This window comes from Martelella sp. HB161492 (assembly GCF_013184775.1).
Classification (GTDB): Bacteria; Pseudomonadota; Alphaproteobacteria; order Rhizobiales; family Rhizobiaceae; genus Martelella.
Genome location: NZ_JAATVV010000006.1, coordinates 361,396 through 376,915 on the forward strand (window position 1 = coordinate 361,396; position 15,520 = coordinate 376,915).

Here is a 15,520-nt window from a genome sequence, read left to right on the forward strand (position 1 = left end):
GTTTTGGCGGGCCGGACTGTTCGCGGATGAAGGACATTGCGCCAGCCGAACCGGTTGTGCGTTACGAATACAAGGAGCCGGGCGGCCTGATCCATCTCGATATCAAGCGCCTTGGCCGCTTCAATCGCGTTGGTCACCGCATCACAGGCGACAGGACCGGAAAGAGCAATTCACACGGCATCGGTGCGGAGGCATTGGCAATTTCGCTTGCGTGGCATCCGCGTTTCGATGCCGATCCGGCTCATCGCTGGCACAGGTCAGCCCTGCGCAACGTGTGCGCCGCTGGTCAAACGATATGAAGGGGCGGTGGCTGCAAGGCAGGCACCCGCGACAATTCGTGCCTGTAGATGCCGCGGTCGACAACAAGGGGATGCGACGGCCGCCTCACTTATGCGCGGAAATCAACAGTTCAGGGGTCACATTCCTCGACGGCGATCGAAGGCAATCCAATGGTGCCGATCGTCTGGCAGCAGAGGACCTGCTCGTTATCTTTGCACTTGGCCTACGAAATAGACAAAAACACTCCCCCTTTGGGTTTTTTATTGCAATGCACGCAACAATCAAATGCAGCTGACCCCATTTTTAAGCCCTCGGACGGTTGATAGCGTTCCTCACACGCGTCAAATGCAACAGCTAAACAAGGCGATACCAACTTATGTCTGGAACGCTGGAACTCTGCGGTGTCAGCCGAACCTTCGGCTCAGTGGTTGCACTGCAACAAACCGATCTCACAATAGAAGAGGGAAGTTTCTGTGCTCTCCTTGGCCCCTCGGGATGCGGCAAGACAACGACCCTGCGCATCATAGCCGGTTTCGAAACGCCGGACACCGGCACAGTCAGGATTGCCGGCAAGGATGTCCTGTCGCTGCCGCCCAACCGCAGAAATCTTGGCATGATGTTTCAGGATTATGCGCTGTTTCCGCACATGACGATTGGCGACAATGTCGCCTTCGGCCTGCGCATGGCCGGCATCGGACGTGCCGATCGTGAAAGGAAGGTTCGCGAAGCGCTGGAGATGGTTCATCTCCCGCGCGTCGAAGCACGTTTTCCGCATGAACTGTCGGGCGGCCAGCGCCAGCGTGTCGCCCTTGCGCGCTCGCTGGTGACCAACCCGCAAGTTCTGCTGCTCGACGAGCCGCTTTCCGCACTCGACAAGAACCTGCGGGAAAACATGCAGTTCGAACTGAAGCGGCTGCAGCGGGAGCTCGGGATCACGACGGTCATGGTGACCCATGACCAGGAAGAAGCCTTGACCCTTTCGGACAATATCGCGGTCATGTCAGCCGGTCGTATCCGTCAGTTCGGAAGCCCGACAACCGTCTATGACAAGCCGAACAGCCGGTTCGTTTCCGAGTTTCTCGGCGCCGCGAATATCTTCAGTGGCACCCGGGAAAGTGAAGACTGCCTGCGCATCGGCGGCGGCAGTGATGCCATCTCTGTGACATTGCCGGACGATGCCCCTTCCGCAAAAATGCTGTCGCTTGGCGTACGCCCGGAGAAGATGCGGATGTCGGCAGAGCGGCCCGCCCTCGACACCGCAATCCAGTGCCGGATCGAGGCCGAGGTCTTCCGCGGCTCGTCGCGTGCCTTCGAGCTTTCTCATCCTGCGTTTTCAAGCTCCGTACTCGCCTATTCCCTTGCTTCGGATCTCTCCGGAAGCGGCCTGCCTGCAAAAGGCGAAATGGTCTGGATCGGCTGGGATAAGCACAATTCTTTCGTATTTGAAATTGAGGACTGACCGATGGCATTGCCTACCGGATCCAAATGCCGCGTCGGCATCGACGTCGGCGGCACCTTTACTGACTTTGTCCTGGCCGACACCGAAACCAACCAGCTGACCTTTTTCAAGGAACCATCGACCCCGTCCGATCCCTCCGAAGCTGTTGAACGTGGCATTCTCGGCGTGATCGAACGCGCCGGCAAAACGCCCGCCGATATCGAGCTGATCGTTCACGGCACGACGATCGGGCTCAATGCCATCATTCAGCGACGCGGCGCGAAAATGGCGCTGGTTGTCTCAAAGGGCAATGGCGACGTTTTCGAAATCGGCCGCGGAAAGCTGCCGAGCGCCTTTGATTACAGGGTTCAGAAGGAAGACAGCCTCATCCCGCGTGACCATGTCTTCGAGGTTCCGATCAGGACCTGGCCGGATGGCCGGACCGATGACGGGCTTGACGAGGCGGGCTTTGCCGCGCTGGTCGGAAAGATCCGTGATTGCGGCGCTGATGCTGTTTCGGTGATGCTGCTGAATTCCTATCGCGCACCGGAGGCCGAGCATGGCCTCGCGACGCGGATCAAGCAGGCTCTGCCCGACGTTCTTGTCTCCGAGAGCGCCGACATCTGGCCCGAGATCCGTGAATATGAACGCGCCCTCGTCTGCTCGCTCAATGCCTATATCCATCCGCTGATGAACCGCTATTTCGATCGCATGGAAGAGCGGCTTACGCGAAGCGGCCTGACCGCACCGATCTACATCACCGCGAACAATGGCGGCACGCTGGGTTTTTCGACAGCACGCTCACGACCGATCGACACCATCCTCTCGGGCCCGTCCGCTGGTGTCGTCGCATCGTCGCGGCTTGCCGAGGTCAGCGGCACGGAGCGCCTGATCACCTTCGATATGGGCGGCACGTCGTCCGACATCGCCGTATCGCTGAAGGGGACGCCGGAATTTACCACCCACACAATGATCGGCGATTTTCCGTTGATCCTGCCTGTGGTCAATGTTTCGGCGATCGGCGCTGGTGGTGGTTCGATCGTATGGGTAGACCCTCAGGGCATCCTGAAGGTCGGTCCGCTCAGTGCCGGTGCTGATCCGGGCCCCGTCTGTTACAGCCGCGGCGGCACCCAGCCGGCATTGACCGATTGCTTCGTCGGCCTCGGCATTCTCCGGCCCGATGGCTTTCTGGGCGGCCGCATGAAACTCGATCGCGACGCCGCGCTGGCTGCACTCGAGACGGTCGGCAGGGGCGTCGGGCTGAACAGTCCGGCCGAGACGGCCGAAGCGGCTCTGCGCATCGCAACGGCCAAGATGGCGACCGAACTTCAGAAGCTCATGGCTCAGCGCGGTCTGGATCCGCGCGAATTCACGCTGGTCGCCTATGGCGGCGCCGGACCGACCCACGCGAACTATCTGGCCGAGGAAATCGCCTGCCGGGCCATCATGGTCCCGCCATCGCCCGGAACACTCTGCGCACTCGGCGCGATCTCGACCGACCTGAAACGGGACTATCTGCGCTCCGTCCGTGCACTGATCGCAGCTGGCGACGCCGATTTTGCATCCACCCTGACCGAAACGGCAAAGGACGTGGAGGCGGAGGCCGCGCTGTGGATCGCGGAAGAAGGCGATATCGTCGGTCCGGTCACCACTCGCTGGAGTGCCGACATGCGCTACAAGGGCGAGGGCCAGGAAACCATGGTCGACCTGCCGGAAAGCGCGGTCGCCAACGCGGATCTCGCCAGCATCATCGAGCTGTTTCACGCCCGCCACGATGCGCTTTACGGCTTTCGTGACGATCATGCCGCTGTCGAATTCATCACGCTGCGCGCTCAGGTCACCGGCCAGATGCCGCCTCTCGGCTTTCCGGCCCATGACCCGGATGCGGAAAGCAACGCGGTCGTCGACACCCGCGAAATCTTCGTCCACGGCAGGCCGCAGATGGCCACCGTCTATCGCCGCGAACGCCTGAAACCAGGCTCTGAACTCACGGGCCCGGCGCTCGTCGAACAGGAAGATACCACGGTCTGGATCCTGCCTGGCTGGACCGGACGCGTGACCGACAAGGGCGTCATCTTCATTGAAAGGACGCAAGCATGAACTTCGACCCCGTTCTTCTCGAGATTCTCAACAACAAGGTCTCATCCGTAACCGAAGAGGTCGGCTTTACCATCCGCAGGATCGGTCATTCGCTGTTCGTCAAGGAAATCGCCGACTTCGGCACGGCGCTCGCCACGCCGGACGGAAAGTTCTTCGCCTATCCTTCGGCGATCGGCGTCGCCAATTTCATCGACCTCGACTGCGGGCCTTCGGTTGCCGCCGTCGGCGCGCTGAAGCCGGGCGATGTGATCATCACCAATCACCCCTATGCCTCCGAAGGGCTTGCGACCCATACGCCGGATATCAATATCATCGTTCCGTATTTCCATGGCGACCAGCTGGTCTGCCTCGGCTGGTCGTTCCTGCACATTTCCGATGTCAGCGGCAAGGTTCCGGGCTCGATCTCGCCGAGTTCTACCGAGCTTTTCCAGGAAGGCATTCTGATCCCGCCGGTAAAGCTGGTTGAAGGCGGCAAGATGAACGAGGCAGTCCTCGCGCTGCTGCAATCCAACACCCGGACGCCGCAGGACAATATCGGCGACCTCAAGGCCATGCTTGCCGCCCATCGCTTCGGCGAAGAGCGCGTCAACCAGATCATCGCCCAGCATGGTCTCGAGACATTCATCGCCTGCCAGAACGCCCTGATGGACTATGCCGGGGAGAAGGCGCGCGACGTGATGCGGGCATTCCCGAACGGCATCTACGAGTTCTCGGACTATATCGATGACGACCTGCTCACCGCCATTCCGATGCGCATCCGCGTGAAGATGGAGCTGACCGACGGCGAAATCGTCTTCGACTTCGAGGATACGGATCCGCAGACCGGCGCATCCTTCAATATGGTGACCGCCGGACGCCGGCACGCCTATCTGACCGGCGGACTGCTGATGATGGTCCTGACCAGGGACCCGACAATCCCGCGCAATGCCGGCATTTTCAAATATATCCGCGCCAGGCTTCCAGAAGGGTCGCTGGTCAATCCGGTGTTTCCCGCATCGGTCGGCGTTCGCCATCTGATCGCCATGCGCTGCAAGGATGTGGTCCACGGCGCGCTGGCCAAGGCGGACCCGCAATCGGTGCCTGCAGCTGCTGCGGGTATCATCATCCCGCTGGTTTTCGCCGAACCGCCGAGCGAGAAGGACGCTGCCGTTCTGGTGCTCGAACTGATGGTCGGCGGCCTTGGCGCCGGCGAAGGTCTGGACGGCGTCGACGGTCGCGGTGCGACGCTTGCCAACATGGTCAACAATCCGATCGAAATCATCGAGGACAGCGCCGCGGTCCACATCGTCGAATTTTCTCTGCGGCGCAATTCCGGCGGCGCCGGTCAGTATCGCGGCGGCAATGGCCTGGTTCTCACCTTTGAGGCACTGAAGGACGGCTGCCAGGTCCTCGGTCGCGGCATGGACCGGTTCCGGTTCCAGCCCTGGGGCCTGAATGGCGGCGCGCCCGGCGCGGGCGCGGTCAACATCGTCAATCTCGGCCGGCCCGACGAGCGTCGCATGGGCAAGATCGACGTGGTGACCCTTGCCAAGGGTGACACCTTTACCGTGATGACGCCCGGCGGTGGCGGCTTTGGCGACCCGCTGATGCGTGATCCGCAGGCCGTCCTTGCCGATCTCAACCTCGGGGCGATCGACGCCGAAACCGCTGAGACCTGCTACGGGGTCGTTATCCGCGACGGCGTACTGGATGCGGAGGCGACGGCCGGGTTGCGCAGAAAACGCAGCAGTAAAAACGCCGGGGCCGCGCTGTTCGCCTTCGGGCCGGAGCGCGAGGCCTGGGAACGGCTGATGCCCGACGATCGCTATCACGAACTGCTGTCCGCCCTGAACAGCTATCCCCCGGCCGCCCGCTTCCAGCGCCGCAAGGCCTTCTTCTCCTCCCTTTATCCCGAATTCCGCGATGGCAGGCCGGTTATCCTCGCCGATATCGCGGAGGATCCGGAGGGCCGGCGCTTCGACACGGCGCTCGCGCTTCTCAAACAGTGAATAACCAAGCCAGCTAATAAAAACGAAACAATAGTTCCAGAAGGGGAACGTAGCATGACCCAGTTTAGCAGACGCATTTTCTTGAAGACCACTGCCGGCGTCGTTGCCGTTGCAGCCACTGGCGCAGGCCGTGCGGTCTTTGCCGCAGACCGTCCGTTGATCGTCGGCAGCTATGCCGGAACATTCGAAGAGGCGATGAAATCGACCTTTGTGCAGAAGTTCGTCGCCGATACCGGCGTTCCGGTCGAGCTTTCGATCGGCGGCCCTTCCCAGTGGCTGAGCCAGGTGGATGCCAATCCGGACAGCCCGCCGGTTGATGTTATCCTGACCTCGCCGCGCGATGCCCTCAGCGAGGGTGCAACCGGCAACTACGGCAAGATTTCCGACCACGATCTCCCCAACCTCGCAGACGTCGATCCCCGTTTTGTCGATATCTGCGGCGGCTACGGCGTTGCCTTCGACTATGGCGGCGGCGGCCTTGCGGTCAACACGAATGCGGTCAAGAACCCGCCCAAGTCGATCAAGGAGTTCGTACAGCGCACGATCGACGGCGAATGGGTCGCCGCCCTGCCGACGCTGTCCTGGCAGGCGACCCCGACCGATCTGATCTGGGCATTCAACGACGCACTCGGTGGAACCGTCGATGACATCAGCCCGTTCATCGACGCCATGAAGGCGATGAAGCCCAATCTGGTCTTCTGGACCGGCCTGCCCGACTTCCTCACCCTGATGCAGTCCGGCGAAGCCGATATCGGTGTCTATACCGACGGCCGCACCTGGGCCTTCAATCGCGCCGGCAATCCCTGGCTCCAGTTCATCAATCCGGAAGAAGGCGCGGTCATCGAATGCATCGCGGCGATGGTGCCGGCGCATGCACATCCCAAAGCCTGGGATTTCGTCAATTACATGCTCGATCCCGTGCTGCAGGGGCAGTTTGCCGCGATCACCTATTACGGCATGACCAACAGCAAGATTGTCTATCCCGACAGCGTGAAAGACATTGTCACGCGCTGGCAACAGGGGCGCCTTGTCCCGACGGAGGAAATCGCCGCTGTCACCCCCAAGTGGGTGGAGACCTGGAATCGCGAGCTCGGGTTCTGAGGCCATGACAACGATCCCGGCTGCTGCGCCTGCGACAATGCAGAGGCTGCGCTCAAGACCCCGGCGTCGGTCGGGGTCGTATCTTCTCATTCCGGTGGCTTTGTTCCTCCTCGCCTTCTACGTCATGCCTCTCGTCTGGACGGTCAGGTTTTCGTTTCCGTCCTGGCACGAGGGGCTGGCGAATTACGAGAAGCTGCTGAGCGACAGCTATTATCTTGGCGTCCTGTTCAAGACGATCGCGCTCAGCGCGGTCGTCACCCTGGTCTGCGTGATCGTGTGTTACCCGATAGCGGTCTATCTGGTGCGAAAGGCGGGCTCATGGAGCGGCCTGATCGTATTCCTGCTGATTGCGCCGCTCTTGACGTCGATCATCATGCGCACCTATGGCTGGCGGGTCATCTTCGCCCGCCGCGGGCTGCTCAACAATCAGCTCGTGCACTGGGGGATTATCGATCATCCGCTGGCAATCCTGAACAATCCGACATCGGCGGTGATCGGCCTCGTGCATGTCATGGCGCCGTTCATGGTTCTGGCGATCGCGAGCTCGCTTCAGGGCGTCAGGCCAAGCCTGGAGGAATCCGCGCGTATTCTCGGCGCCTCCCGGTTCACCACCTTCTTCAAGATCACGCTGCCGCTGACGCTTGATGGCATCGGCACGGGGGTGATCCTGGTCTTCATGCTCGCGAACGGAAGCTTCGTGACCGTTCTGCTGCTCGGCGGAGGTTCGATGCAGACGCTGCCGCTTTTGATTTATCAGCAGTTCAATGTCACCCGTGACTTCGCCTTCGCCGCAGCGATGAGCAATGTCCTGCTGGTCATTGCTGTCATCTGCCTGTTTCTGCAATTGCGTCTGATCCGCCGCAAGGGAGTTCAGTGATGGCCGCTCATGTCTATTCCCGAAGCTTCGCCGCGCGCATGCCAGACTGGGTGCTGAGCGTCTTCACACTGCTTTTCTTCATCTTCATGATCGCGCCGATTGCGGTCGTGGTCGCTGCGTCCTTTACCAGCGTCAGCTATGTATCTTTCCCGCCAGTGGGCTTTTCGCTGAAATGGTTCGGAAAGGTCTGGGATTACAAACCCTTCGTCGACAGCTTCATCGTTTCGCTGGAAGTGGCTTTCGGCTCCGCCATTATCGGCGCCATTCTGGCGATCCCGGCGGCGCTCCATCTCGCCCGTTCCAGGTCGGCCTTCGCCGGGGCGATCTCCAGCTTCATGCTGTCGCCGCTGTCGCTGCCGGCGATCGTCCTCGGTTTCTCGCTGCTCTTCTATCTCTCGGCCATCGGCGTGCCTCTCTCGATCACCTCGCTGCTCATCGCCCACACGGTGGTAACCGTTCCCTACATCATGCGTTCCGTCATCGGCATCTATCGCTCGGTTTCGCCGAGCTATGAGGAAGCGGCGGCGGTGCTCGGCGCCGGCAGCATGCAGACCTTCTGGCATGTGACACTCCCGATGATCCGGCCCGGCGTGTTTGCAGGAGCGCTGTTTGCCATCCTGATTTCAATCGACAACCTGCCGCTGTCGTTCTTCTTCAGTTCAGTCAACACCAACACGCTTCCGGTCGTCGTACTGTCCTACCTCGAAAACCAGTTCGATCCCGCCATTGCGGCGATCAGCACGATCCAGCTTCTGTTCGCCATCCTGCTGCTCGTGATCATGGAGCGGATGTACGGCCTGCGCCGGATGGCCCTGTCGATGTGAGCACGCGCTCAAAAGCATTATCCAAGGAGACATACTAGATGCGTCAAGAAACGAAAGTCGTCACCGGAGGGCGCCACCCGGAGCGCTTTGGCGGAGCGGTCAATACCCCCGTGATCAGAACATCGACCGTCGTCGCTGAAACCGTCGCCGACTGGAACCGGATGGACGAGCCTGATTATGACGGCATGATCTACGGACGGCTCGGCACACCCACGGTGTGGTCGCTGGAGGAAGCCGTAGCCGAACTGGAAGGCGGCGACCGCAGTTTCGCCTATCCGTCCGGCCTCGCCGCCAATGTCGGCGCGGTTGTCGCCTTTGTCAGCGCGGGCGACCATGTGCTCCTCACCGACAGCGTTTACGGCCCCGTCCGCCGGTTCATGAACAATGTCCTGAGCCGCATGGGTGTCGAAGTTTCGTTTTTCGATCCGCTGGCCGGGGCGAGCGTGAAGGAGCACTTCCGCCCCCACACCAAGGTCGTCTATGTGGAAAGCCCCGGCTCACTGACCTTTGAAATGCAGGACATCCCGGCGATTGCCGCCGAAGCGCACAAGATCGGCGCCGTTGTGCTGATGGACAATACATGGGGCACACCGCTCTACTACAAACCCTTCGAGCACGGCGTGGACGTCTCGATCCAGTCGGCGACCAAATACATCGTTGGTCATTCGGATGTGATGATGGGCCTGGTGACGGCAAAGTCCGAGCATGCGCCGAAGGTTCAGCGTTGCCGCCAGGATTTCGGCCTCATTCCGGGCCCCGACGACAGCTACCTCGCGCTGCGCGGCTTGCGCACAATGCATGTGCGGCTGGCCCAGCATCAGAAGAGCGCGCTTGCACTCGCCGATCTTCTCGCCGGCTCGGCGTCTGTCGAACGGATGCTTTGCCCGCAGCGCCCCGGCGATCCCGGGCACGACTTGTGGAAGCGTGATTTCACCGGCGCCTGCGGTCTGTTCGGCGTCGTTTTCAAGCCGATGTCCAAAAAGGCGCTCGCCGCTTTCATCGACGCCATGCCGCTCTTCGCCATCGGCGCATCATGGGGTGGCTATGAAAGCCTCGTCATGCAGGTTCATCCCGAAAAGGCCCGCACCGTCAGCCCCTGGACCGACAAGGGGCCGGTTATCCGCTTCCATGCAGGCCTCGAGAATATCGATGATTTGCTCGAGAATGTTGAAGCCGGTCTCACCGCACTTGGAAAGGCGCTCTAGTCGATGGATGCCACCAACGCCCGGGCCGAAGGCGAAAGCAGGATGCCGCGCGATCTCTGGGTATTGACGCTTGCCCAGGCGCTCGGGGCATCCTCACCTCCGATCATCATGTCGCTCGGTGCGTTGGTCGGCGGGGTTCTGGCGCCGCATGCGTCGCTCGCAACCCTGCCGGTTGCTGCCTATACGTTCGGCATTGCCGTCGGCACCCTGCCGGTGGCCGGGTCGATCCGACGCGCGGGCATGCGCAGGACCTATATGATAACGGCCTGCATTGCGCTTCTGGCCTCGCTCTGCTCGATCACAGGAATAGCGTTTGCCCATTTCTGGCTTTTCTGTCTCGGGACGGGTGTCACCGGCATTTATGGGGCCGCAGTGCAGAGCTACCGCTTCTCGGCGGCCCGAACGGTCGCTCCGGAGCTGAAGGGCCGGGCCATCTCCAATGTGATGGCGGCGGGGCTCGTTGCCGCGGTCATCGGCCCGCAGATCGTCGTCTGGACCGGGCTTGCCCTGCCCGACCAGCCCTATCTCGGCGGCTTTGCCGGGCAGGCCGTACTGGCCCTGCTTGCACTTTCAGCCGTCTCGCTGCTTCGGCCGGGGCGTATCGGGGGGGCTGCGGTCGTGCCGGGGCTCCGCGCCGCGTCGCTGCTGCTGCAGCCGCGTTTTGCCGGACCGGTCGCAGCGGGCGTGATTTCATACATTGCGATGACGCTGATGATGACGTCGGCGCCGATGGCGATGGTTGCCTGCGGCCACAGCGTCTCCTCCGCCGCCCTCGGAATTCAATGGCACGTTCTCGCCATGTATCTTCCAAGCCTTGTGACCGGAAGGCTGATCGATCGGTTCGGGGCGAAATGCATGACACCGGTTGGCCTGATCCTTCTCGCGTTGAGTGCCGTCGCCGGTCTGGCGGGCGTCTCCGTCGCCCATTTCTGGGCTGCACTCATTCTGCTTGGTGTCGGCTGGAATTTCACCTTCATCAGCGCGACCACGATGCTGGTTCAGGCGGCTGCGCCCGAAGAACGTTCGGCCGTGGAAGGCGCCAATGATTTCGTGGTTTTCGGCTCCGTCGCGGTGACTGCACTGCTGTCGGGATATCTCTATGCCTATTCAGGCTGGGATCTGATTACCGATGCAATTCTCGCGCTTGCGATCCTGGCGCTTGCCGGAAGCATGATCCGGAAACTGGCATGATTTCAGTTCCAGCGCGGAAAATCCCTGCGACGGAAATAGCCGACCACAAAATCGGAGAACGCCCGGACCTTGGGCGAAATATGACGGCTGCCGATGTGGGAAATATAAATCTTTGCCTCCGGCTGGACCGCCCATTCCGGCAGCAGAACTTCGATCTCGCCACTGGCGATCTCATTGTGGCACATATATTCCGCCACGAGCCCGATGCCGAGCCCCTTGAGAATGGCACCATAGATGGCATCGGAACTATCGGAAGTCATTGTCCCGCTGATCAGGATATCGCGGATCTCGCGTTCGTTCTGGAACTGCCAGTGGGCCGCAGAATAGTTGGTGAACCGCAGACAATTCAGGTGAACCAGATCCTCCGGCTGGCGCGGATAGAAATGGCGCTCAAGGTAACTGCGCCGGCCGACAAGCAGGCGCCGGTTCGCGGCAATCTGCCGGACCACCAGGCCGGAATCCTGAAGGCTGCCGGTCCGGATCGCGATATCGTAGCCTTCCGCGACCAGATCGACGAAGCGGTCGGTCGAATTGGCTTCGACCTCGACATCGGGGTAGCGGATCATGAACTCGGTAATCGCGTCGACCATGTGAAGCCGGCCGAAGGCAACCGGCATGGTGATCCGCAGCTTGCCACGCGGAGCAGAGGTGAATTCGCCCATCATCGCATCTGCTTCGGCAATCTGCTCCAGAATGAGCAGGCAGCTGTCGTAATAAAGGCGGCCCGGCTCGGTCAGAGAGACACGTCTCGTCGTCCGATTGAACAGGCGCACGCCAAGCAGATCTTCCAGTCGCGAGACGCGACGGCTGATCGTCGAAGCGTTGGTTTTGGAGCTTTCAGCCGCTGCCGAAAACGATCCCAGACTTGCGACATTTACAAAGGCGGAAATCAACGAAAGGCGATCACTGTCATCGGCATTGCTGCCGATGAAAGCTGGCTTTTGAGTGTCAACCATGCAGGAGGACCTCGGCGCGCGAATGTTCTGACACCGGACGCGAATATCGCGGCATTCCGCGCCCGTTTCTGGCGATACCCGCCTGTCCCCTTGCATGAAAGCTACACAGAAGATCGAACCATTTCAACTAGATCGGAAACGTCGGTACTAATTAATTCAGGAATGAGACATGAGCGCAGCACGCGACAGCCAAATTCAGTCACTCCGTCTGGGAACCGGTCGCTACGACCGGATCCAACCGCTTGCCAACGGCCGCGTCGAGGCCCCGTTCATCGACTGGAAGCCGATGTCGGTCGCCGTCATCCCGTCGGCCTTCGCCAGGGGAGAACTCGATCTCGCCGAGATTTCGTTCGGTGAACTGCTTGCCCTCAGACAGGCGGGAGAGCGCGTGAAGGCGCTGCCGGTTTTTCCTTCGATCGGCTTTCGGCATGATACGCTCTATGTCGCCGCCGGCAGCCCGCTTGCGACGGGCTCAGATCTTGCCGGCAAAAGGATCGGTGCAACGCTGCTGCACGGCACGACGACGATGTGGGTCAGGGAAATCCTCAGACGCCAGTATGGTGTCGGCTACAACGCCGTGAAATGGATGATCGGTCCGCTGGACAAGCCGGTGGAAACGGCAAAGACCCTGCCGGAGGGCCCGCTTGACACCGCTCCGATCGCCGCCGGCGACACGCAGGTCGCCATGCTTCTGCGCGGCGAACTCGATGCGATTTTGTCCTACAAGGTTCCGGCGGAGGTTGGTTCCGGCCAGATGCGCCGGCTGTTTTCCCGTCCCGAGGAAGAATGGCAGCGTGATCTGCAAAATGGAGGCACCGTGCCGCTGCTGCACGTGATCGCCATGCGTGAAGAGCTTGCGGAGGCTAAGCCTGCCCTGCCCGATCGCCTGTTTCGCGCCTTCGTTGCCGCACGCGATCTGGCGCTTTCCGATCTTGCCGAAACTGCGGTTTTCACCACCTCGCTGCCCTTCCTGTCGGAAGTTGTCGAGAAGGCGGCCGCGGTCATGCCGTCAGGCATCTGGCCTTACGGGCTGGACAGCGCCGGCCCCGGCATTGAAACCTTTCTGGACATGGCACACGATCAGTCGCTTGTTGCAAAACGATACGCGGCAGACGACGTCTTTTTCGATCTCAGGGAAAACGAATGCTGATCACACCCGACCGCGCAACCGTCGCAACGCATTGGGGCACCTATCTCTACGAGACGGGTGATGAGCGGCTCAAACCGCACCCGATCGATCCCGATCCGTCGCCGATCGGGTTCGACATGCTGGCAGCGGCCCGTCATCCCGTTCGCATCGCCCGGCCCTCCGTGCGCCGCTCCTATCTTGAGCGTGGCGCGGATGCTGGCGGCGATGGACGCGGGCGCGAAGACTATGTCGAAGTGTCCTGGGACGAAGCGCTTGATCTGGCCGCCAGTGCCTATCGCCAGGTCATATCGGAACGGGGCAACGAAGCGATCTACGGTGGCAGCTACGGCTGGGGCAGCGCCGGTCGGTTTCATCACGCACAAAGCCAGCTCCACCGGTTCCTAAATTGTGTCGGCGGCTACACCTCTTCGGTCGGCACCTACAGCCATGGTGCGGGCTCGACACTCTTGCCGCATGTCATCGGCTCATCGGACGGCCTTTCAGGCCGGCATACATCCTGGGAGCGGATCGCGGAAAACGCCGATCTGGTGGTGATGTTCGGCGGCACGCCCTGGAAGAACAGCCAGGTCAATGCCGGCGGTGTCGCGCGCCACAGCCTGAGCACCCATCTTTCCCGTTTTGCCGAACGGGGCGTCAGCGCGATCAATATCAGCCCGATCCGGGACGACGTGCCGCTCGGCACCCGGGCGGAATGGCTGCCGATCCGCCCTGGATCGGACGTGGCATTGATGCTCGCACTGGCGTTCGTCCTTGATGAGGAAGGCCTCACGGACACGTCATTTCTTCAGAGCCACACGGCCGGCTTCGACGTCTTCGCGGGCTATCTGCGGGGCAGCGACGACGGGCAGCCAAAGACGCCGGAATGGGCAGCGCCGCTTTGCGACATTCCGCCGGACGAAATCCGTCCTCTCGCCCGGCGCATGGCGAAAGGCCGCACTTTCCTGATGATGGCCTGGTCGCTGCAGCGCGCCGAATATGGCGAGCAGCCGTTCTGGATGCTGGTGACACTCGCGGCCATGCTGGGCCAGATCGGCCTGCCGGGCGGCGGATTCGGATTTGGATATGGCGCTGTCGACGGGACCGGCCGCGAAGCTCCGATACGCTGGCCATCCTTTCCTCAGGGCATCAACCCGGTCAAAAGCTTCATTCCGGTCGCACGCATCGCCGACATGCTGCTTCATCCGGGCGAGTCTTATGATTTCAATGGCGAGCAGCGCCGCTATCCCGAAATCGAACTCATCCACTGGGCGGGCGGCAACCCGTTTCACCATCATCAGGATCTCGGGCGTCTGACGCGCGCCTGGCGCCGGCCGTCAACCATCATCGTGCAGGATCATGTGTGGACCGCGACGGCCCGAATGGCCGATATCGTCTTCCCGGTTGTCATGCAGGTCGAACGCGACGATATCAGCTGCTCATCCCGTGATGCCATCCTGACACCCTCACACCGCATCCTTGAACCCTATGCCGGCGCCCGCAGCAACTATGCGATCCTGTGCGGCCTGGCCGACAGGCTCGATGCGGGCCAGAAATTCAGCGAGGGGCTGGCCGAAGAGGGCTGGATCCGCAGGCTTTATGACCAGGCACGCCGACGGCTCGCCGATATCGGCCGGGAAATTCCCGACTTCGAGAGCTTCTGGGCCGGCGGCCCGCTGGAAATTCCAGGCGGGGATGCCGGCGATCTCCTTGGCGCCTTCCGCGATGATCCGGCAGCAAACCCGCTGCGCACGCCGACAGGCCGGATCGAGATCGCATCGGAAACGATCGCCGCGTTCCGCTATGAGGACTGCCCCGGCCACCCGACATGGTTTGAGCCTGAAAGCTGGTCGGAACCAGGCCTGGCGCTGATCTCGAACCAGCCGAACCGCAAACTGCATTCGCAGCTCGAATTCGGCTCCTATGCGCAACAGGGCCGCCCCGGCGGCTGCGAACCCGCGCGCATTCACCCCGACGATGGCGCCGCGCTTGGTATTGCCGATGGCGCGACGATAAAGCTGTCGACGACGCGCGGAAGTTGCATCGCCAGAGCCGTCTACAGTGAAAACCTGCGCCGCGGTGTGATCCAGCTTTCGACCGGGGCATGGTTCGCGCCGGAAAACCCGGACGACGCGCAGCCGCATTGTCTTGCCGGCAATGTCAATGCAGTGACCCGCGACAAGGGAACATCCCGTCTTGCCCAGGGGTCTGTCGCCCAGTCCTGCCGCGTGACCGTCACCCCTTGCGAAGGCACCCTGCGGAGACTTGATGTCTATACGCAAGCGCCAGTGACGAGGCCGAGGTCGGCCACAGATTCATAACGACTGATCCGGATTGACCTGGGACCCGGCTTCCCTCCATTTTTATGGAGGGTGTCGGCCGTTCTGCCATCAACACCGCACCGACCGAGAGGGCAGCAAATCCTGCAGCCTGAA

The 15,520-nt window shown here is 61.5% G+C and carries 11 protein-coding genes and 1 pseudogene; 11 read left to right on the forward strand and 1 reads right to left on the reverse strand.

The window, feature by feature from the left end; translation table 11 throughout:
* Positions 1-20: 20 nt before the first annotated feature.
* From HCK86_RS12510 to HCK86_RS12550, 9 genes and pseudogenes are all read left to right on the forward strand, one after another.
* Positions 21-191: pseudogene (locus HCK86_RS12510) on the forward strand (IS481 family transposase); the annotation flags it as partial.
* A gap of 464 nt (positions 192-655) precedes the next feature.
* Positions 656-1,738, forward strand: a complete 1,083-nt coding sequence (locus HCK86_RS12515; RefSeq protein ID WP_176084801.1) for an ABC transporter ATP-binding protein — start codon at positions 656-658, stop codon at positions 1,736-1,738.
* A gap of 3 nt (positions 1,739-1,741) precedes the next feature.
* Entirely contained in the window at positions 1,742-3,817 is a 2,076-nt protein-coding gene (locus HCK86_RS12520) for a hydantoinase/oxoprolinase family protein (protein WP_176084802.1), read from the forward strand.
* Positions 3,814-5,805 (forward strand): hydantoinase B/oxoprolinase family protein, encoded by a 1,992-nt coding sequence (locus tag HCK86_RS12525; protein ID WP_176084803.1) that lies wholly within the window; start codon positions 3,814-3,816, stop codon positions 5,803-5,805. Before HCK86_RS12520 ends, HCK86_RS12525 begins: the two co-directional genes overlap by 4 nt.
* 54 nt (positions 5,806-5,859) lie before the next feature.
* Entirely contained in the window at positions 5,860-6,906 is a 1,047-nt protein-coding gene (locus HCK86_RS12530; RefSeq protein WP_176084804.1) for an extracellular solute-binding protein, read from the forward strand.
* A gap of 94 nt (positions 6,907-7,000) precedes the next feature.
* On the forward strand, positions 7,001-7,783 hold the full coding sequence (locus tag HCK86_RS12535; protein WP_348641072.1) for an ABC transporter permease: 783 nt from the start codon (positions 7,001-7,003) through the stop codon (positions 7,781-7,783).
* Positions 7,783-8,607, forward strand: a complete 825-nt coding sequence (locus tag HCK86_RS12540; protein ID WP_246739571.1) for an ABC transporter permease — start codon at positions 7,783-7,785, stop codon at positions 8,605-8,607. The genes HCK86_RS12535 and HCK86_RS12540 overlap by 1 nt, the downstream gene beginning before the upstream one ends.
* A gap of 38 nt (positions 8,608-8,645) precedes the next feature.
* Positions 8,646-9,812, forward strand: a complete 1,167-nt coding sequence (gene metC, locus HCK86_RS12545; RefSeq protein ID WP_176084805.1) for a cystathionine beta-lyase — start codon at positions 8,646-8,648, stop codon at positions 9,810-9,812.
* A 3-nt stretch (positions 9,813-9,815) separates the two neighbouring features.
* Positions 9,816-11,003 carry an MFS transporter gene (locus HCK86_RS12550; RefSeq protein WP_176084806.1) on the forward strand — a complete coding sequence of 396 codons (1,188 nt, stop codon included), beginning with the start codon at positions 9,816-9,818 and terminating at the stop codon, positions 11,001-11,003.
* 2 nt (positions 11,004-11,005) lie between these two features.
* Here HCK86_RS12550 and HCK86_RS12555 read toward each other — a convergent pair whose 3' ends face one another.
* Positions 11,006-11,959: a LysR family transcriptional regulator gene (locus HCK86_RS12555; RefSeq protein WP_176084807.1), complete on the reverse strand. Its 954-nt coding sequence runs from the start codon at positions 11,957-11,959 to the stop codon at positions 11,006-11,008.
* Positions 11,960-12,128: 169 nt separating this feature from the next.
* Here HCK86_RS12555 and HCK86_RS12560 point away from each other — a divergent pair, with 169 nt between their 5' ends.
* Positions 12,129-13,109, forward strand: a complete 981-nt coding sequence (locus HCK86_RS12560) for a hypothetical protein (protein WP_176084808.1) — start codon at positions 12,129-12,131, stop codon at positions 13,107-13,109.
* Positions 13,103-15,406 carry a molybdopterin-dependent oxidoreductase gene (locus HCK86_RS12565; protein ID WP_176084809.1) on the forward strand — a complete coding sequence of 768 codons (2,304 nt, stop codon included), beginning with the start codon at positions 13,103-13,105 and terminating at the stop codon, positions 15,404-15,406. Before HCK86_RS12560 ends, HCK86_RS12565 begins: the two co-directional genes overlap by 7 nt.
* Positions 15,407-15,520 lie beyond the last annotated feature (114 nt).